We start from the raw sequence: 19,063 nt of genomic DNA on the forward strand, positions 1-19,063 counted from the left end.
TTTATTCCAGATACGTGTAACCGTACAGGCCGCCGCGATAGATGTTCAGGAATTCCTTGCCTTCTTGCAGGGTAATCTTGCCTTCCTTCACGGAGCGGGAAACCCAGTTTTCCATGGTGCGTACGAGCGCCTTGTCGCTGAAGTTCACGTAGTCGAGTACGTCTTCCACGGATTCGCCGTCAATCACCTTGTCGATTTCGTAGCCGCCCTTGTCGTTGCAAACGATGTGGACTGCGTTGGTATCGCCAAAGAGGTTGTGCAAGTCGCCGAGAATTTCCTGGTAAGCACCCACGAGATAGACTGCGATGTAGTACGGCTCGCCGTTCTTGAGTTCATGCAGCGGAAGTGTGCGGCTTACGTCGCCACCGCGTACGAACATGTCGATTTTACCGTCGGAGTCGCAAGTGACGTCCTGGATTGTTGTTTCTACAGTCGGTTCTTCGTTCAGACGCTGGATCGGCATGAGCGGGAAGACTTGGTCTACGCCCCAGCTGTCCGGCAGGCTCTGGAACAAACTGAAGTTGCAGAAATACTTTTGGGCCAACAGGCGCGGAAGTTCGCTGAGTTCGTAAGGCGGGTGACGCAAGTCCTTGGCGAGCAAGTCCACTTTGCGCACAATGCTCCAGAACAAGCGTTCGCACATGGCGCGGGTAGGCAAGTCGTAATCGCCGACCTTGAAACCGTTGAGCACGTCGTCGTTCAGCTGAATGGCGTCGTGCCAGCTTTCGAGCAGGTTCTTGGGAGTGAGACCCTTGTAGATGCCGTAAAGGTCCTTCAGTGCATCGGGAGCGTCGTCGTTAATTTCGTGAGTGTTCTCGTCGAAGAACGCCTGGCCCGCAGTTTCAAGCACGTTGAATACCAGAATGGAATGGTGCGCTGCAAGAGCACGGCCCGATTCTGCGATGATGTTCGGGTGTGCGACACCGCCGTTTTCGCAGGCTTCAAACATGGCGTACACCACGTCGTTCGCATATTCCTGAATGGAGTAGTTCACCGAGCTGGCGTTAGAGCTGCGGGTGCCGTCGTAATCCACGCCGAGACCGCCGCCCACGTCCACGAATTCAAGGGCCATGCCCATCTTCTTGATTTGCACGTAGAACTGCGAAACTTCACGAAGGCCGCTCTTGATGTGGCGAATGTTGGTAATCTGGCTACCCAAGTGGAAATGGATGAGCTTCATGCAGTCTTCCATCTTCTCTTGCTTGATGTAGTCGAGAGCTTCCAGCAATTCAGAACTGTTCAGACCAAACTTGCTGTGGTATCCACCGGATTCTTCCCACTTGCCGCTACCGGAGCTGGCGAGCTTGATGCGAATACCGATGTTCGGACGCACGCCGATTCGACGGGAAAGTTCCACCACCAGGTGGAGCTCGTTCATCTTTTCGACGACGATGAAAATCTTCTTGCCCATCTTCTGTGCAAGGAGCGCAAGTTCGATAAAGTCTTCGTCCTTGTAGCCGTTGCAGATAATCAACGAATCCGGGTTGTCCATGTTCGCAAGCACGGCATGGAGTTCCGGCTTGGAACCGGCTTCGAGACCGATATTGTACTTTTTACCGTGACTGACGATTTCTTCCAAGACCGCGCGCTGCTGGTTCACCTTGATCGGGAAGATGCTGTAGTAGCTTCCGTTGAAACCGTATTCCTTGCGGGACTTGTTGAAGCATTCGTTGATCTTTTCGATGCGGCTGTCCAGGATATCCGGGAAACGAAGCAACATCGGAGTAGAAACGTCGCGGAGCGAAAGTTCCTGCACGAGTTCGTACAGGTCAATGTCCGGGCCGCCATCCTTGAGCGGGTGCACCGTAGCGTGGCCCTTCTCGTTGATGTCAAAGTAATTTACGCCCCAACCTTTTACGTTGTAAAGGTCGCGGGAATCGTCAATGCGCCATTTTTTCATTTCAGGTCTCTCTAGTCAACGAGGACGGGATTGAAGTTTTCCTGCCAGGGGAGGCCGTACTTGGTGAGGGCTTCCATGAACGGATCCGGGTCGAATTCTTCGACGGTATGCACGCCCGGCTTGTTCCACTTGCCGGTGAGCACCATCATGGCGCCGCACATGGCCGGAACGCCAGTGGTGTAGGCGATAGCCTGGCTGCCGAGTTCCTTGTAGCATTCCTGGTGGTCGCAGACGTTGTACAGGTAGTAGGTCTTGTCCTTGCCGTCCTTCTTGCCCTTGAAAATGCAACCGATGTTGGTCTTGCCGACGGTGCGGGGGCCGAGGCTTGCCGGGTCCGGCAACAGAGCCTTGAGGAACTGGATAGGCACGATGTCCTGACCTTGGAACTTGATGGGCTGGGTGCTGAGCATGCCCACGTCTTCGAGGCAGCGCATGTGGTCGAGGTAGCTCTGACCGAACGTCATGAAGAAGCGGATGCGCTTCACGCCCGGAATGTTCTGGGCGAGGGATTCGATTTCTTCGTGGTGCAAGAGGTACATGTCCTTCTGACCGACCTGGTCGAAGTTGTACACGCGCTTGATGCTCATGGCCGGAATTTCAACCCAGTGGCCCTTGCCGTTTGCGTCGGTATCCCAGTAGCTACCCGGGGCAGAGACTTCGCGGAGGTTGATTTCGGGGTTGAAGTTGGTTGCGAACTTGTAACCGTGATCGCCACCGTTGCAGTCGAGAATATCGATTTCTTCGATGGTGTCGAATTGGTGCTTTAAAGCATAGGCGCAGTATGCCTGGGAAACACCCGGGTCAAAGCCCGAACCGAGCAGAGCCGTGAGACCGGCCTTTTCAAACTTTTCTTTGTAAGCCCACTGCCAGCTGTAGTCGAAGTAGGCGCTGAAACCCTGTTCCTTGCAGCGCTTGTCGTAGACCTTGCGCCATTCCGGATCGTCGATGTTTTCGGGTTCGTAGTTAGCCGTGTCCATGTAGTTCACGCCGCATTCCAGGCAGGCGTCCATAATGGCCAAGTCCTGGTAGGGGAGTGCGATGTTCATCACGAGGTCCGGCTTGTATTCCTTGATTAGAGCAGAGACATTCTCGGCCTTGTCGGCGTCGACGGCTGCAGTCGTAATGACCGTCTTTGTATTCGGGCGGAGTTCCTGGGCCAGCTTTTCGCAGTTTTCGCGATGGCGGCTTGCGATACAGATTTCGCTAAAAACTTCGCTGCAGGTGCAGCACTTCTTGATAGCAACTGTGGCAACGGCGCCACAACCGATAATCAATGCTCTTGCCATTTTTTGTTTGTTCCTCATTTGTTGAGAGTTAATCCATCGGGATGGCGATCCCGGTAGAGTATGTTGACTGATTAAAATTTAGAAAAAGGCGAGTGTCATTGCAAAGCGCTTGCGCTATGAAATGGCGAACGGCCACTTGCAGTCTTAAAAAAAGAAAGGCGGCTTCTATGAGAAACCGCCTTTCGTGGGACCTCCGGGACTTGAACCCGGAACCCGCGGGTTATGAGTCCGCTGCTCTGCCCTGTCCCGCGTAGATACTGGGTTTTCGATTAACGTCTCACAAAAAGCTCACAATTTAAAACCCTGTTTTTGCCTTAAAAAGCCCACTTTTTGTGACCTGGTTTTGAGCTTTTTGCTCATCCCCAGACGTCAAAAATTTACAAAAAATTAACAGGTTGAACCAGGGGGTAAAGACCGTCAAAATTTTTTTTGTACGGCCATTGACAAACCTAACTAAATTAGGTATATTAAGTAGTGAACAAAAGAGCACTAAAACTATTTAAAAATGACCATAATGTTGACTAGAAATTTGATGATTCCAGACGGGAAAAAACGACTTTCGATTCAATCCATCGAGGCTCGCCAAACGGCGAGCCTCTCTTTTTTTGAGAGGTAAAACCATGAGCTACGACTACCATGAAAACATCAAGGACGACTGCGTGACGGCCATCAAGGAATACCTTGGGTATCACGACGTGAAGGGAATGTCCAAGGAAACGCTGAAAGAGAAATTCCGCGATGCGTTCTGGGTTGACGATTCCGTCACTGGCAACGCTTCGGGTTCCTATACGTTCTCCAGCTATGAGGCAGAGCAGAATATCGCGGGGAACTGGGACTTGCTTGGCGAGGCCATGACCGAGTTCTGCTGCGAGTGCAACGCCATCGAGAAAGGCGCCGAATGGGCTGATGTGACGATTCGCTGCTACCTGCTTGACGAGGGCATCGAAAAGGCGATGGAGGAACTGGAAGAAGAAATCGAAAAAGCGATTGAAGAAGAACCCGAAGATGAAAGCGCGGAGGCATAGCGATGGAAAGGGCGAATGTGAAAGAACAGCTTGAACGGATGATGAACGAGTTCAATCTGAAATCCGACGAACTTCAAAAGATGGCGGAGAAAAGCGTCAACGGCACCATGGAAAGGTACACGCTGGCGCAAGCCGACACAGCAGCGGCGAAGCTGCTCGCGCTCAAGGAAGTCGCCTTGAGGCTTGGTTTCGCAGTTGTTTACGATGCAATTCAAAACAAGTGGACACTAACCTAAAGGAAAAAACAATGAAGATAAAAGCATACCTAATCGACGTTATCAACGAGACCCACAAGGCCGTTGAAATTGAAAACAAGCTCGCGGACTACTACCGTGAATTGCAGTGTACCGTGATTGACATTCAGGAACGGAAAATCGGCAAGAAGGTCTTCGACATTATCTGCGACGACGAAGGTCTTTTCAAGCAGCCAGCGAAAATCAGTGCCATCGACAATCTCGGTTCGCCTATGTTTGTCGGCAATCTCCTGGTCGTAAAAAATAAGGACGGAGAGACTACCACATTGAGCGACGAAGATGTATATTACGTTTCCGAACATGTGGAAAAACTTTGTACCAAGCTGTTTCCGAAAGGCTACCCGATGCTGACGCAGGTCGAATATTGCTAGGAGGGCTGAACATGAATTTGAAAATCGGAGACAAGATTGAAATTCTCGAAATGGTAGGCGAACCCCAGTACACGGGAAAGGTCGGAGTCGTTGATTTTATTGACGACGCTGGTCAAGTGCATGGAAGCTGGGGAGGCTTGGCCGTCCAACCTGAACGCGACAAAGTTCGGCTGCTGGAGGGGTGACGATGGCGGAAGGACAGCTGGATTTCTTTTCCATCCTGGATTCCGCAAGCGAAGCGAACAACGCAAGGCCATGGTGTAAATCATGGCTTTGCGCCCGTAAGAACGATTGCGGAGTCTATGTGGAGAATGTGCAGACATTCAGGCAGGGAGAGGGCTACAGGCGCTATGTGGAGCTGAAATGCGCCCTCGACTATCCGAAAGTCTATTACGCTTGCAGCATCCAGGACAGAATTTCCGGGCGCGGCTCGCCGCTAGATGCCGATGGAGATTACTGCTTCGACGTGTTCGACGGAATCGCGGACGTGGAGAAGAAGGTACGCGGCTATCTGACGCGCTGTGCGTCGGGCTACGAGGTGAACCGTTCCTGGATAGATGGCGTGGTGAACATGCTCAAGAACAGCTTGCAGCAATAGTGCAAAAGCTATTTTTAAAGCGAGGCAAACAATGAATTACAGAACTCTGTGCAGCTTTTACAAGGGCGAGAAGGAATGTCCCTTTGAAGCTGGGAATGGAAACGCTGGGAAATTTTGGATGGCGGAACGGTTCGTCTGTGAGGAATACGCGCAGACCGTCGAGAAGCAGGTCAAGACGGATTTCTTCCGCATGGTTGCAGCCTACATTTCCAAATGGGCGCCCTACGATTATCCCGACCTGATACGCGACTACCTGTCGAAGTCCGATGCCGATGAAAAAATCAAGGCTCAAGTGAAAGCGATGTATCTCTAGTCTTAGGCGGCAGTAGGAGCCGCCTTCGGTCTCTTTTTTGCACAAAATATGATTTGTTCACTTGAAAAAATCCGATTTTTACTATCTTTGCGCTCGGAGCCTTAGCTCAATCGGTTAGAGCGTCGGACTCATAAAAATTGTGGCACCAGCTTGAAAGAGTTGGATGCGAATGGGAAGAAATCGGTGAAACCTAACCAGCGGCAACGCTGCACGGCAACGCCGAGCCGAGCCAGGGGTACACTCCTGGAAGGTGTAGAGACTAGCGGAGCAGTAGAGCCTGCTTAATGACCGCACAAGCCTCCCACGTCTAAACCCGCAAGGGCATGGCGAAGACATAGTCCACGGAGGTGCGAAAGCATCACAAACGTAAACCCGTTGGTTCCCGGTTCAAGTCCGGGAGGCTCCACGAAAGAGGATGAGTTGGAAAACTCACCCTCTTTTTGTTTATCTTTAGGGTTGACCGAATCGGTTATTGGTGTTATATTATAAATAACCGATTCGGTTATTTCGTTGAAAGGCAGGGATCAAAGTGGAAAAATTTTTGGCGCTGACGGAAGAAAAGAAAATGACGATCCTGAACGCAGCACTTCAGTGCTTCGGAAAATTTGGTTATGAAAAAGCATCCGTCAATGATATTGCAGTGGCTGCTCATATCTCCAAGGCATCCATGTTTCAGTATTTCGGAAGCAAAAAACAGCTCTATATTTATCTGCTGGAATACTGTAAAAAGGTCATTGAAGAAATATTTGAAAAAGCACATCTGGATTCCAAAACGGATTTGTTCGACAGGATCCTGGCATCCAGCCGCATGGAAATGGAGAGCTTCCAAAATCAGCCCTTCACCCTGCAGTTTATTACCAGCGTCTGGGAAGAAACTTCTCCCGAAGTAGCCGATGCGCTGGTGATTCTGACAGAGGAAGCCTGCAGCTTCAGAAACGATATGGTTCTTCGGGAGGAGGACGCTTTGAAATTCAAAAACCCGGAGGATGCCCGGCCGGTATTTCAGATGCTGCTTCTGATGGGCGAGGGATATGCGGCCCGGTACCGTGGGGCAAATGCTTTTGACTTTGAGACCGTCATGGATGATTTTGAGAAGAACATCGCAATTCTGCGGAAAAATTTTTATAAGGAGGAGTATCTGAAATGAGCGAGCCAATCATTGTTTTGGAAAAGCTGACCAAGCACTATGGGAAACATCGGGGAATTGACGGACTTAGCTTCTCTGTTGACCAGGGCGAGTTTTTCGGCTTCATTGGCCCAAACGGTGCGGGAAAATCCACCACCATCCGCACCCTGATGGGCCTGATCCATCCCAGCGGCGGCAGCGCATCTATTTTCGGCCTGGACTGCCAGACCAAGGCCAGTGTCATTGCCAGAGATGTGGGCTATCTTCCCAGCGAAAACAGCTATTATGAAAACATGAAGGTGCGGGAACTGCTGCAATACAGCGCAGACCTGTACGGCATGAATTGCGAAACGAAAATGTATGAGCTCTCCGAGCGCCTCAATCTGGATCTGACCCGGAAAATCGCAGACCTGTCTCTGGGCAACAAGAAGAAGGTGGGGATCGTGTCTGCCGTCATGACCTCGCCCAAGCTGCTGATCATGGACGAACCCACCAGCGGCTTAGACCCGTTGATCCAGCAGGCTTTCTACGATATTCTGAAGGAGGAGAACAGCCGGGGAACCACCATTTTCTTCTCCTCCCATGTCCTCAGTGAGGTGCAGAAGCTGTGTGACCGGGTGGCGATCTTAAAAGAGGGCAAGCTCGTGGGCATTCAGTCCATCCGAGAGCTGCGGGAAAGCGGCTATAAAAAGGTCAGCCTTACCGCTGAAACGGCCATCCCCCGTGAGTTCTGGGGCCTGCCCGGCATTGCCAACTACACCGAGAGTCCTGACAAGACCTCTGTTTCCTTTGTGTATAACGGCAATATCACGGCGATCATTGACAAGCTTCACCTGCTGCATTTGGACGATGTGCTTTTGGAAGAACCCTCTTTGGAGGAGATCTTCCTGCACTACTATGCGTAAGGAGGTGTCAGGCATGGTCATTTTGAAATATGAACTGAGAAGGCATCGAACCTATATCCTGGGCTGGGCCATCGCCTTGGCTGCGTGCATCTTTTTCATGACACCGACTTATTACAGCTTTCTGGATGCGGCCTCCGTGGAACTCTTTGAAACCATGGGCACCACGGACTTTTACAGGAGCGTCGGCGTATCGATGGAATACCTGACCTCTCCGCTGGGTATTTACGGGTTCCTGACCAGCTTTTTCATGATTGCCTCCGGCGTTTTCGGGATGCACTTCGGCATTTCCATTCACACCAGAGAATGTACGGAAGGAACCTCGGAATACCTGTTTACAAAGCCCTTTCCCCGGAAAGCAATTTATTGGGCAAAGGCATGGACGGTGTTTGTCGGCGTGGCGATCGTGGGTGCGGCGTATCTGCTGGCTTCCCTTTTCGCCATGGCAACATTCCGTTCCGGAACTCCTTGGGGAGAGTTTTTCCTGATTGCCCTGTCCCTGACCCTTGTGACGCTGTTCTTCGCTGCAATGGGGCTGATGGTGGGAGTTTTGTTTTCCCGCAACCGCAGTCCGCTGCTGACTGCCGGTTTGGTTGTGTTCGTTGAGTATTGCATTACCAGCTTCTCCAACATCGTCAGTAACCGGGCTATCAGTTTTCTGTCTCCCTACTCGTTCTTCGGAGCCGCCGAGATCTCCAAAGCCGGCTTCTATGACCTCCGGTATCTTGGGTGGTGCGTGCTGCTGTTTGCCTTGTTTTTGGTGCTTTCTTACGGTGTCTTTCTGAAAAAAGACATTCAGTTCCGCAGCTAAGGAGGTGTGAACATGAAAACATTGATTAAAAATGAATTCCGCCAAACCAGAAGACTTTTGCTGATCTGGCTGGGAATCATGCTGCTTCTGTGCGGTTTCTGCTATTTTGAGCTTCTGTCCCTACGGGACAGTCTGGATGAAATGGCAGCGATGGTCAGCCAATTTCCGAGACTGATCATGATCATGTTCGGAGTCAAAGGCGACTTGACGACATCCACCGGCTGGTATGTGTGCATCTATTTCTGGGAGGGACTGCTGGCGTTTCCTTATGCCATGTCTTTGGGACTGTCCTGTGTGGCAAGGGAAAAGAAATTCGGAACATCGGAATACCTGTTCACAAAGCCTGTGAAGCGGAAAACCATTGTTCTGGCGAAGGTGATCGTTTCGGCAGTGAACCTGCTGGTGTTCGCCCTGTTCAGCGGCGTGTGTAATTATTTCACGATCGTTCTTCCTTTGGGCGGTCTGGATCAGCCGGGAGCGGTGCTTTCCACAACGATGGGAATGTTCTTTACCCAGACTCTCTTTTTTGCCCTGGGTCTGCTGTTTTCCAGTGTGCTTCGATCCTATAAGGCTGCGGTGCGGACAGGAACAATTTCCATGCTGGCTGCCTATGGGTTGGCCTTTACTGCCGAGTACACAGGAAATCATTTCCTGGACTACCTGACCCCATTGCGTTATTTTGATGTGTACGAGGTAGCACTGCACGGTTTCCACCTTCCCTATCTCGTCTTAACGATCGTTGTGGCAGGTATTTGTGTCGCAGCTGCCCTGGATCAGTGGAAACGGCGGGAATTGTGATGTTACATGAATCGTGTATCTTGAAAACAGCAGCTAACGATATATGGAGGAAATATTTATGTTACGGCCAAAAGAAATAGTATGTAAATGGGTAGATGCCTTTAACAACCATGATGTAGAGGCAATTATGAGCTTGTACCATGATAACGCAACCAATCATCAGGTGACCAATGATCCCGTGATTGGGATAGATGCAATCCGTGAAATGTTTACAGCAGAATTTGCCACTGCCGATATGACTGCCATTGTAGAGAATATCTTTGAAGATGGACAGTGGGCGATTTTAGAATGGAAGGACCCTCTGGGACTGCGGGGATGCGGCTTCTTCCATGTTGTGAATGGTAAAATTCTGTTTCAGAGAGGATATTGGGATAAGCTGTCTTTTCTGAAGCAGCATAATTTGCCTATTGAATCGTTGTGAAAAGGTGAACAGAGCACGAAGTTGAAGGAAGGGCGAAAATGGAGCGAGGAAGAATTATTGTAATTACAGGCCCTCCGGGAACTGGAAAATCGACAGTATGGATGCCATGGAAGGAATATTCTTCTTCGTCGATGCGGGCGGCTTCCTGAAGCCAAACATACAGGTCGTTGCTCTCTGGGTTACAAGGAAGCTCTGAACCACGCCTCTGACGATACAATGCGTACAAGAGAAAAGAGGGAAAGACCGCTGACAGCATTAAAAAAGATGCAATTTTTTCACAGCATACTTTCCGAACCATGTGTGGTGTATGGCACCGCATTTCTCAGCAACACAATATACCAAGTTCGAGGCGGAGAGTCTATTGAAATAAAAAAATCCGAGGAAGAGAATATCTCTCTGCCTCGGATTTTTCGTTTCATCCCTCAATCGGCTGGTGTAGTACCTTCAATTTCAAGATGTCCCTGTGCGGACACGCCCTTCGGTTGTCGCTTTTGATTACAGCAAAAAAATGATAGAATTGGCTAAAAGACGGCAATCACAATATGCAAAACAAATTGAATTTTGTGTGGCGGATGCGACCGATAGAAAAAGTATATTAGAATTAAAAAGAAATCGAGCCTTTACGAAAGCAGTTTCTAATATGGCAATTATGGATATTACGGATATTGAACCACTTCTTATGGCTGTTTATGAACTGTTGCAGGAAAGCGGAATTTTTGTCTTTGCAACGCAACACCCTTGTTTTGTCACGTTGACTGAAAAATATATGACACCGCACAGTTACTATGATATAGCGATTGAAGGGCAACCGAAAGAGCAGATTTATTATCATCGTTCCATACAAGGTATATATGGATAAAGACTTGGAAAAGCTCATGGAAAAATATAACGTTCCATGCAAAGTCAAGAAAGTCAAAAAGCAAACTTTAGACTTGAATCCTCAAGATAAAGTCATTGACTGCGATTATGTTGACCCGGCTGGTTTTCCCCATTGGGACAAAGATTAAATCTTGAATGTCATAAAGGCCCTTTATGCTAAAGAAATTTCTTTCAGTGTATCTCCTTTTATCTGCTTGTCTTTATGCAACGGATTATGAGTGCATAGAGCTTTATGGAGATTATAGAGTTGTAATTGAAGGGACTAAAAATACAGCGAATCAAGTCAGTACAAAACGTTATTCAAGCTATAAATCCTGCAATCGTGATTTGGAAAATTACCTAAATGGTAAAAAGACTCCTATCGCATACGAGTGCATAGAACTTTATGGGGATTACAGAGTCGTGCTCGAAGGAACTAAAAATCCAGCAAATCAAGTTAGCTCAAAACGCTACTCAAGCTATAAATCCTGCAATCGCGATTTGGATAATTACCTAAATGGTAAAAAGACTCCCGTTGAATATGAGTGCATAGAACTTTACGGGGATTTTAGAGTTGTGCTTGCGGGAACTAAAAATCCGGCAAATCAAGTTAGTTCAAAACGTTATTCAAACTATAAATCCTGCAATCGCGATTTGGATAATTACTTAAATGGCAAAAAGACTCCCGTTGAATACGAGTGCATAGAACTTTATGGAGATTTTAGAGTCGTGCTTGCGGGAACTAAAAATCCGGCAAATCAAGTTAGCTCGAAACGCTACTCAAACTATAAATCCTGCAATCGCGATTTGGATAATTACTTAAATGGCAAAAAGACTCCTGTTGCATACGAGTGCATAGAACTTTATGGGGATTACAGAGTCGTGCTCGAAGGAACTAAAAATCCAGCAAATCAAGTTAGCTCATTGCGTTATACCAGCTATGGGTCTTGCAATAAAGCCTTGAATGAATACTTGTCTAAGCAAAGACAATAATCTGCAACTAGAGCTTCTCCAGCTTGCCGTTTTTTATGTAAAAAACCTCTGTTCCGATGGATTTCCACTTTTGGGCGAAGCCTAGATACTTGGACTTCGCCTTTTCTGTTAGGTCGTAAGGGAACGTCAGCGACTCCACGCAATCGACCGTCACATCGCCGTGAAATTGCAGTTCAAGATAGCTGCTGATGTTGTCGCTGCGGAATTTCGTCATGTCGTTCGTCTGCGTTCCCTTCACTGGCAGCTTGCTTTCATACATGTCGTCGTAGGAAACCGCTTTCGGGTCGGTGACGAGACTGGGCTGGTATCTTTCGCTTAGGCTGTCGCCAGCCGTCCATGTGCAGGTCACTTTGTCCTTCTTGAAACGTACCGCGACATTTCCGTATTGGGTGGCGCGGTTGTGCGTCGTCGCCTCACGTAGCTTGTCATGGTCGAGAAGGTTGCCGTACTTTTCGTACTGCGAGATATTGAGCTGGTTCGCCTTTTCCGTTGAACCCAGGTCAAAGAGCTTGTGTGCTGCGGATAGTCTCAAATGGCTCTGCTTGATTGAACCGTCCGCGTTTAGCGACGGGCCGCTATACCCGCCGGAGCTTCCTGTCTCGAAGGTGTTTTTGAAATGGCTGTTGAAAACCTTTTCAAGCAGGTCGTCTTCTATGTGCATCCCCAAGTCGTGCTTCTGGAACAGCTCGCGCATCGTCGCCTCGATTTCTGCGGCGTGTTTCTTTGTCGCCGAGCCGTAGTAATGTCCCTTCTTATATTTCTCGATGGCTGTATCAAGGTGTCCGAGCGTGGGAGGCAACTTGTCGCCCTTGAGGGCGCGAAGGTCGTCGATGCTGATGTTTGTCGAGAACGGGACGCTTGAGCCGGACTTGATGCCAGCCTTGATTTTCTTGAGGCGTTCGAGTCCTTCCTTGTACTCGATTTCCTTCCTTCTCGTTTCCGCTTTCTTGAGCAGTTCCTTGATTTCCGTTTTCGCGGCGTTGTCGCCCCTGGCGATAAGCGCGTCCATGTCGCTGGTGAGTTTTTTCAGAACTGCGGACTTGGGGTGATTCTTGAGGAATATCTTGATGGAGTCCACGCGGCCAAGTTCCGTTTCCCAGTCGATGAGGCGTTCCACTTCGGCGAGAGCTTTCTTGTAAGCATCCTGTGCCACCTTCCAGCTTGCATACTTCTTGTGTTTTTCAACCCAGTCGATTTCAAATTCCAGGTCGTGCTTTTTGCCAGCGAGCGAGCTGCCCATGCCGTCGAGCTTCTTTCTTACGGATTCGTTGACGGTGATGGCGGTTGAATAGTCGAAGTCCCTTGCCGCCTGGAACGGGTCTGCAAGGTACGTGCAGCCCTTCAATGTGTCCAGACTCGTTTCGAGCTTTCGGGAGAGCTTTTTCATGTCGCTGTACGCCTGTTTGCCGCCCTTCTGCAAGGCTTTTTCCAGTTCGCCCATTTCGGGTAGGCCCTTGATGCCGTTCGCGTCCTGCAAAAGCCTGTGCGCTGTCTGTCGCGTATCGAGCCTTTCCTGCAATTCCTTGCGAATTGCTGCGATTTCCTGCGAAGTCCTGCGGGAATGTCGCTGTTCGGCGGCTTCCTTGAGCCTGCGCCTTGACTTGCGTTCGTCCCAGCGTTTCTGAATGTCCGCGATTTCCTCGGCGCTTCGGACATGGCGCTTTTCTGCCGCCTGTTCCAGCCTTTGACGGCTCAAAAGCTGCATTTGCTCGTTTTTGAGCTGTTGCAGCTGTTTTTCCTGCTCGGCGATAGATTGTTCCACCTTGTGAAGGTTTTCGCCCGTAGAAGCCTCTGTACGCTGTTCTGCGCCCTTTTCCTGTTCGGGACGTTCCTTGACCTCGTATTTTCCATCGATTTCGGGGTCCCACGCGACCATGGAGCAGCGGCACTGAAAATCTTCGCCCGGATTTCCGTGGAACATCGAGAGGGTTCTTTCTTTTTCGACCAGGCCGTCGGGCGTTTCCTCGTAATAGACGTCCGGGTTGTCCAGGCTACAGATGAGGCCGTTCAGGTGCGTGTGCGTTTCCCTGTCGCGACCGTCCAAGGTCGTGAGCCATACATAGTAGCGGATGCCCAGCTGCTTGTACGTCGAAATGCTCGCTGCGGAATTGAGTTTGGCGGTCTCTGTTCTCGCGATGAGTTCTGCACGGTGTTTCGTTTCGGCGGGGAGCTTGGCGCGGATGGCCGCTTCAAGTTCCCTCTTGTTCCAGCCCTTCATCTTCGCCTCGGTGGCGATACGGGAAATGTCCGCCTTGGCGTCGCTTTCCGCACTGATGCAGAGCTGCAGGAAGTTCTTCTTCCACGCCTCGAAAATCTCGTCTTTAGCCGGGGGTGGAAAATAGGGCTGTCCGACGGTCATTTTGGCGTACTCGCTGAAATTCCAGCCGTTCTTGACGCCGACCGCATCGGCAAGCGAGGAAACCTTCTTGACAAATTCGGGGGGCAGCTCCGCAGCGGCTTTCGTCAGGTCGTCAATGTCGTCCGTGAAGCCACGGAGCGCAAGCTGGATGTTTTCTTCCAGGGCACGGAGAAATTCTTCCCGCGTCGCGCGTTCAAGGTCTGCCTCGATGGCGCTGGGATAGAACTGGTGAGCGTTGAACACGGGCCTGCGTCCGCGTTTCTTCTGTCCGAGTCGTTCCACGTTCTTGACGAAATTTACGAAGCTGCCAGCCATGTTCTAGTCCTTTACGGAAATGTCCCAGGAATGTCCGTTCTTGAAGATTCCCTCGCGGATGCTCTGCTCGTCTATCGCGCCCATCTGATAGTAGATGTTGAGCATTTCCGCCTGCATCTTCATCGCTTCGAGCTTTTCCTTTACGGACATTGTAGTGACGGCGCCCCATTCAAATTCCGAACAGACGATGCCGCAGTTCCTTTCCGAAAGGTCGGCGATGAGCGAACAGGCGGGGCGGTAGATGTAGCGGGAACGCCAGCTTTCCACAAGTTCCGCGTATGCCTTGGAGTCGCCCTCGTTCGTCTGGGCGAGTCCAGTCGCGCTTTGGCCGAAAAGGATGCTCACGGGGATTCTCGAATCCGCGCAGACGAGGTTCATCGCCTTTTGAAGAACTTCGGGCAGTCCCGAAAAGTTGTGGCTTAGGATTTGAAACTTGTCGTTCGCGCCGGAGAATACACCACGGAATGAACTCATGGAAACCTTTACGAGGCTTATGAGCTGCTGTGCGTCTTGTATTCCGCAGTCGGGCTTTGAAAGCATTTCGTTGAAGCCCTCAAGCGAGAAAAGCATCACTCCCGTTTCCGTCGCCATGTTGACGATGGACGCGACGACGTTCGCAAGGTTCTTCAAGCTCTGTTCGCACGCTTTCAGCGCAGGCATACCGAAGAACCTTTCCCTTATGGGTATTCCCTGGAGAATGTCGGGGACAATTTTTCCGTGAATGACCGTGCAGCGCGACGGGTGTATTTCGATGCGCTTGTTATCAAGAAGGACGACTCGGTAAACCTTGGGCGTGTCGCCCTGGAAATCTGTCGGCTGGAACTCCACCTTGCCAGCGCTGTAAACCCGGTATTGCGAAATCTTGCGATTTGAAGGTGCCGGGCGCTTGAGTTGTTCGATGTCGTACTCGTTTTCGTATTCCGAGACAATCAGGGCGCCTCCCGTGAGACGCTGGTATTCGCCAGCGAGCTGTAGCGCCTCGAAAAGCCCTACGGCGGAAGCCTCCTTGAATACCTTGCCCGAACTGTCGCCAGTGATGGTGACGGGTTCCTTGAAAGCCGTTTCGGGGACGCACTCGACAATTCGTGCGGCGATGCCGTCCTGCACCTTTATTCGTGCAAGTTCGACAATATCCGTTCCCGCATAGGGATTGACGAAAGTGCTTTCCGTCTTGTCGGTGTCCCTGCGGCCCATTCCCGTTACGAAATTGCCGTAGGCGCCGTCCCTTATCTTTGCAGTTTCCATGATTTATTCTCCTTTTAGATGAAGCTGATAAGGCCCGTCCCCATACCAGTTGCCAAGTAGTTGAGAGCCTGCGTGGTGGAATCCACGCGGTCATCGTGCGGAGCGCTTGGAAAAGAAACCAGTTCGTCGATGTAGTCGCGAACCCAGGGATGTTCTGCATCCTGCTTGGGTATATAGACGTTTCCCGCCTCGAACAGCGGGCTTACCGCAAAGGCTCGCGCTTCCTTTGAACCTTGCGGTGTGAAGGGAACGATGCCGCTAATCTTGTTGCGTAACGCACTTATAATTGCGGGGCCGTTCGCCTTGTCTTCAATGATTTTACGGATTGCCTTGGGGTGCTTCTCGCTCATACGCTGGAAAGCACGGATGCTCGAAACAAAGTCCATCTTGGCGCATACGCAGTCAATGAGGTAGAAACGCGCCCCGACCTTTCCCCAAACGGTTCCCGCTACGTTATCACTTGATGCGCTGTCCGTGAAGGTGAAGTCCCAGCTTTGTATAATCTTGTCGAAAACCTTGGGCAAGATTTCGTACTGTTGTAGCCATTCGCGCTTGATGATGCTTCCGCCGACTGGTGCGGGGTGCTGCTGGTAGAGTGCGTTCCAGTCATAGCTTCCCACGTTGATGCGGATTTTTTCGAGCATTTCAAGCGGGTATCTTTCCGGGTGCAGCGCCTCGCCGATTTTGCGGTGTGGTTCGTCCTTCTCGGCTATCGCGGGATAGTTTATGACCGTCCACTGGTCGCCATCGCCCTGTTTCATGGCGTTGAGCAGGCGCCCCGCCAGGTCGTCTTCATGCCAACGCGTAAGCGTGACGAGGACTCCCCCGCCCGGAGAAAGTCGAGTATATGCGGTAGATGTGTACCAGTCCCAAATCCTGTCTCGTATGGTGATGCTGTTCGCTTCCTGCCTGTCTTTCAGCGGGTCGTCGATGCCGAGGATTTCGCAGCCCATACCCGTGATACTTCCGCCGATACCCGTGCTTCTGAAACTGCCTTTCCTGTTGGGGATTTCGATTAGGTTTGTCGAGCGCGTGTACTTGCTTCCTCGCGGCGGCAAGGTCGTTCGCGGAAATATGCGGTGGTATTCGTTGCTTTCCATGATGCGCTGCACGTCCTTGTTTACGCGTCTGGAAAGCCCGTCGCTATAGCTGCACGCCATGAAGGAAATGTCGGGATTTACACCGAAGCACCACGCCGGAAAATGCTTGCTTACAAGTTGGCTCTTGCCATGTCGCGGCGGCATGGTGAGAATGAGACGGGGACTCTTGCGTTCCATTACGTCGGTGTAGAAACGCATGAGGCGAGCGCAGATTTCACGGTGGACCCACCCGATGCTGTAATTCGGCATCGTCGCCTTTACAAAGGCAAGAAGGTTTGTCCTTGCGAGCTGTTCAATCTGTGGTGTCATTCTCGTAAATGCCAAGTTCCCGCGCCTGCCTCTTTATCTCGCTCAATTCGTCGGGCGTGGGGATTTCTCCGTTTGTGTCGATGTTTACCGCGTCGGGGTTGTCAACCATCCTGTCGAGCATCTTGCGCTTTGCGCGTGTCAGCTTGGAATCTTCCGTTTCCTCCGCTATGTCGAACACGAAACGCGCCGCCTTGATGTTGCCGGAAAGAGCCATGCCACTCATGACCGAAATGATTGCGGCGCGAAGCTCGATGGGTTTCTCCACCTGGATTCCGATGCTTCGGAGCGATTCCTTCAAGCGTCCTTCGGACAGGCGAAACTTTGTCCCGAGAACGTTTCTCGCGACCTCCCGCGCCTCCTTCGCTTTCAGCTTGCTCCTTGAAGACGCCAAGCCTCCGAGCTTGCCGATGGCCCTCATGTCCTGGGAATCTGCCATACATCAGTCGTTCCTCAACTCCTTCCACCAGCGCAGAAAATCGGGCCAGTAAACGGTCATGCGTCCGCGCTTGCAGCTTCTTCTCACGGGCATACCGCGGGTATGCACCCAGTCATAGACCGTGAAGTGGTTGAAGCCGATTTTGTCGGCCACCTCCTTTATCGTGAAGTAGCCCGGTTTAGGCGTGATTAGGTCTTTGTTTAAGATTTTGTTCCCCATACAAAGTTTTTCCTATGTTGTGGATATGGCTATCACGGATTTCGAGGGATTGAGAAAAAGGTTTGACGCTCTAAAGAAGCTGAACGAAAAGACCATTCTATCGGGCTGGATAGATGGAAACGGGACTGCACGGAAAGCGAAGGAAAATCTCGATTACAGAAAAAAGACGGGAAAGCTGACTCCCGCATTGAGGGAACCCGCTTCCAATTCGTTGATAGCGAGAACGCTGAATTACGGCCGTAAGGAAGGGACGACGCTTGAGGGCGTCCACTACCCGGAAATTCCGGCAAGGCCCTTCCTGCGTTTTGCCATGGAACGGTTTCGCGCCATCATGCCGAAACTTGAACGCAAGTATCTCCCGCAGATAATCAACGGCGAAATGACCGTCCAGACGATGTGCGAGGAACTGGGGATGCGCTTGAAGGACTGCATCACGCTCGCGATGCGCGACAGCGAAAAGTACGAGCCGCTGCGCGATGCTACCGTGCAGGCGAGAATCAGGCAGGGACGGCCCAGTGCTACTCCGCTTATCGACACGCATCAGCTTATAGACTCCGTGACATTCGAGGTCAAGTGAGTTTTGAAGGCGCCGCTTGAGAAAAGCGTACGCGTGACCATGTTGCAGTTCTTCGCACCCCTTGCCGTCACGCAGGCGTGTTTCGCCTCGATACGAACTTCTACGTCCTTGCTTCCAGTCGCAAGCATGATTACCTCGGCAATGTCGCTGCCGATTTTCTCCTGAAGCTGCAAACGCTTTCCAACCATTTCGGAAATCCTTGCAAACTTGGAAAGCCCGAGAACTTTCCCGTGCGGGATATAGCGGATTGAAACCTTCATGTCGTACATGAGGGCAAGATGGTGTTCGCAGTGGCTAAAAATCGTTATGTCGTCAACGGAAACGATTTGGCCGTCCGCATCCTGCTTGAAGCACTTGCCGAACTTTTTTGCAAGCTGTGCGTTCGTGTAGTTTTGACCTTCGAACATTTCAGCGTAGTATTTCGCGACACGGCGCGGCGTGTCCCTTAAACCTTCTCGGTCGGGATTGTCATTCAGCGCCTCAAGAAGCTGCCGTACAAGCTGTTCAATCTTCTTCGTCTTTATCATATTGCGCCAGGTTCCCCTCGCTTTCCTGAATAACGACCTTGTGGCAGAACGGCACCTGGTCGCAAATCCATTTCGCCATATTCTCGGCTGTCGGGTTAAAATCCACCACGTCGTTGATATAGGCGTGGTCGAGCTTTTCCATGATTATCTTCTTGATGTGCGTGAAGTCGATAACCATTCCGTCCTTGTCGAGTGTTTTGCTCTTGCAGAAAATGGTCACAAGCCAGTTATGGCCGTGAAGGTTGCTGCACTTGCTCGGATAAGGGAGTTCCAGACGGTGCGCTCCCGAAATTTCCAGTCTCTTGCATACTCGATACATT

The 19,063-nt window shown here is 50.9% G+C and carries 23 protein-coding genes, 1 tRNA gene and 1 pseudogene; 15 read left to right on the forward strand and 10 right to left on the reverse strand.

The window, feature by feature from the left end:
* Position 1: 1 nt before the first annotated feature.
* The 3 genes from speA to B7989_RS13960 all read right to left on the reverse strand — a co-directional run bounded on the left by speA (position 2) and on the right by B7989_RS13960 (position 3,434).
* Positions 2-1,900, reverse strand: coding sequence for a biosynthetic arginine decarboxylase (gene speA / locus B7989_RS04855; protein ID WP_088627471.1), 1,899 nt, complete (start codon positions 1,898-1,900; stop codon positions 2-4).
* A gap of 11 nt (positions 1,901-1,911) precedes the next feature.
* The gene (locus B7989_RS04860) at positions 1,912-3,186 is read right to left on the reverse strand and encodes a saccharopine dehydrogenase family protein (protein ID WP_072798426.1); all 1,275 of its coding nucleotides are present in this window, start codon (positions 3,184-3,186) and stop codon (positions 1,912-1,914) included.
* Between the two features lie 185 nt (positions 3,187-3,371).
* Positions 3,372-3,434, reverse strand: a tRNA-Met gene (locus B7989_RS13960).
* A gap of 372 nt (positions 3,435-3,806) precedes the next feature.
* Here B7989_RS13960 and B7989_RS04865 point away from each other — a divergent pair.
* From B7989_RS04865 to B7989_RS04925, 14 genes and pseudogenes are all read left to right on the forward strand, one after another.
* Positions 3,807-4,211, forward strand: a complete 405-nt coding sequence (locus B7989_RS04865; protein ID WP_088627472.1) for a hypothetical protein — start codon at positions 3,807-3,809, stop codon at positions 4,209-4,211.
* Positions 4,212-4,213: 2 nt separating this feature from the next.
* The gene (locus tag B7989_RS04870) at positions 4,214-4,447 is read left to right on the forward strand and encodes a hypothetical protein (protein WP_088627473.1); all 234 of its coding nucleotides are present in this window, start codon (positions 4,214-4,216) and stop codon (positions 4,445-4,447) included.
* An 11-nt stretch (positions 4,448-4,458) separates the two neighbouring features.
* A complete protein-coding gene (locus B7989_RS04875; RefSeq protein ID WP_088627474.1) occupies positions 4,459-4,836 on the forward strand; it encodes a hypothetical protein in 378 nt (125 codons plus the stop codon).
* Between the two features lie 11 nt (positions 4,837-4,847).
* Positions 4,848-5,021, forward strand: a complete 174-nt coding sequence (locus B7989_RS04880; RefSeq protein WP_083532161.1) for a DUF4314 domain-containing protein — start codon at positions 4,848-4,850, stop codon at positions 5,019-5,021.
* Between the two features lie 2 nt (positions 5,022-5,023).
* Positions 5,024-5,434: a hypothetical protein gene (locus B7989_RS04885; protein ID WP_073053491.1), complete on the forward strand. Its 411-nt coding sequence runs from the start codon at positions 5,024-5,026 to the stop codon at positions 5,432-5,434.
* 31 nt (positions 5,435-5,465) lie between these two features.
* The gene (locus B7989_RS04890) at positions 5,466-5,747 is read left to right on the forward strand and encodes a hypothetical protein (protein WP_073053489.1); all 282 of its coding nucleotides are present in this window, start codon (positions 5,466-5,468) and stop codon (positions 5,745-5,747) included.
* Positions 5,748-6,276: 529 nt separating this feature from the next.
* Positions 6,277-6,894 carry a TetR/AcrR family transcriptional regulator gene (locus tag B7989_RS04895; protein WP_073053488.1) on the forward strand — a complete coding sequence of 206 codons (618 nt, stop codon included), beginning with the start codon at positions 6,277-6,279 and terminating at the stop codon, positions 6,892-6,894.
* On the forward strand, positions 6,891-7,778 hold the full coding sequence (locus B7989_RS04900; protein WP_073053486.1) for an ABC transporter ATP-binding protein: 888 nt from the start codon (positions 6,891-6,893) through the stop codon (positions 7,776-7,778). Before B7989_RS04895 ends, B7989_RS04900 begins: the two co-directional genes overlap by 4 nt.
* 13 nt (positions 7,779-7,791) lie before the next feature.
* The gene (locus B7989_RS04905; RefSeq protein WP_035769273.1) at positions 7,792-8,586 is read left to right on the forward strand and encodes an ABC transporter permease subunit; all 795 of its coding nucleotides are present in this window, start codon (positions 7,792-7,794) and stop codon (positions 8,584-8,586) included.
* Between the two features lie 12 nt (positions 8,587-8,598).
* Positions 8,599-9,384 carry an ABC transporter permease subunit gene (locus tag B7989_RS04910; RefSeq protein WP_026667057.1) on the forward strand — a complete coding sequence of 262 codons (786 nt, stop codon included), beginning with the start codon at positions 8,599-8,601 and terminating at the stop codon, positions 9,382-9,384.
* A gap of 58 nt (positions 9,385-9,442) precedes the next feature.
* Positions 9,443-9,805, forward strand: coding sequence for a nuclear transport factor 2 family protein (locus B7989_RS04915; protein WP_072831146.1), 363 nt, complete (start codon positions 9,443-9,445; stop codon positions 9,803-9,805).
* Between the two features lie 478 nt (positions 9,806-10,283).
* A pseudogene (locus B7989_RS04920) lies at positions 10,284-10,658 on the forward strand (class I SAM-dependent methyltransferase); the annotation flags it as partial.
* Complete coding sequence (locus B7989_RS14070) at positions 10,657-10,812, forward strand: hypothetical protein (protein ID WP_170861496.1); 156 nt, start codon at positions 10,657-10,659, stop codon at positions 10,810-10,812. The pseudogene B7989_RS04920 and the gene B7989_RS14070, both read left to right, overlap by 2 nt.
* A gap of 25 nt (positions 10,813-10,837) precedes the next feature.
* Positions 10,838-11,656: a hypothetical protein gene (locus tag B7989_RS04925; protein WP_073053485.1), complete on the forward strand. Its 819-nt coding sequence runs from the start codon at positions 10,838-10,840 to the stop codon at positions 11,654-11,656.
* Positions 11,657-11,663: 7 nt separating this feature from the next.
* On the opposite strand, the gene B7989_RS04930 is transcribed toward B7989_RS04925, so the two are convergent.
* Genes B7989_RS04930 through B7989_RS04950 form a run of 5 tightly spaced genes read right to left on the reverse strand, consistent with a single transcriptional unit; the run spans position 11,664 to position 17,639 of the window.
* Entirely contained in the window at positions 11,664-14,330 is a 2,667-nt protein-coding gene (locus B7989_RS04930) for a phage minor head protein (protein WP_088627475.1), read from the reverse strand.
* Positions 14,331-14,333: 3 nt separating this feature from the next.
* Complete coding sequence (locus tag B7989_RS04935) at positions 14,334-15,575, reverse strand: anti-CBASS protein Acb1 family protein (protein ID WP_088627476.1); 1,242 nt, start codon at positions 15,573-15,575, stop codon at positions 14,334-14,336.
* A 14-nt stretch (positions 15,576-15,589) separates the two neighbouring features.
* Entirely contained in the window at positions 15,590-16,984 is a 1,395-nt protein-coding gene (gene terL, locus B7989_RS04940; RefSeq protein ID WP_073321119.1) for a phage terminase large subunit, read from the reverse strand.
* Positions 16,968-17,420 carry a hypothetical protein gene (locus B7989_RS04945; protein WP_073321122.1) on the reverse strand — a complete coding sequence of 151 codons (453 nt, stop codon included), beginning with the start codon at positions 17,418-17,420 and terminating at the stop codon, positions 16,968-16,970. The genes terL and B7989_RS04945 overlap by 17 nt, the downstream gene beginning before the upstream one ends.
* 3 nt (positions 17,421-17,423) lie before the next feature.
* Positions 17,424-17,639: a hypothetical protein gene (locus B7989_RS04950; protein ID WP_073321125.1), complete on the reverse strand. Its 216-nt coding sequence runs from the start codon at positions 17,637-17,639 to the stop codon at positions 17,424-17,426.
* 25 nt (positions 17,640-17,664) lie between these two features.
* Here B7989_RS04950 and B7989_RS04955 point away from each other — a divergent pair, with 25 nt between their 5' ends.
* Positions 17,665-18,216: a hypothetical protein gene (locus B7989_RS04955; RefSeq protein WP_073321128.1), complete on the forward strand. Its 552-nt coding sequence runs from the start codon at positions 17,665-17,667 to the stop codon at positions 18,214-18,216.
* Here B7989_RS04955 and folE read toward each other — a convergent pair.
* Both folE and queD read right to left on the reverse strand, forming a co-directional pair.
* Entirely contained in the window at positions 18,180-18,740 is a 561-nt protein-coding gene (gene folE, locus B7989_RS04960; RefSeq protein ID WP_170930520.1) for a GTP cyclohydrolase I, read from the reverse strand. The genes B7989_RS04955 and folE overlap by 37 nt on opposite strands.
* Complete coding sequence (queD, locus tag B7989_RS04965) at positions 18,721-19,062, reverse strand: 6-carboxytetrahydropterin synthase QueD (RefSeq protein ID WP_073321133.1); 342 nt, start codon at positions 19,060-19,062, stop codon at positions 18,721-18,723. The genes folE and queD overlap by 20 nt, the downstream gene beginning before the upstream one ends.
* Position 19,063: the final 1 nt, after the last annotated feature.

The organism is Fibrobacter sp. UWB5, assembly GCF_002210295.1.
Lineage (GTDB): Bacteria > Fibrobacterota > Fibrobacteria > Fibrobacterales > Fibrobacteraceae > Fibrobacter.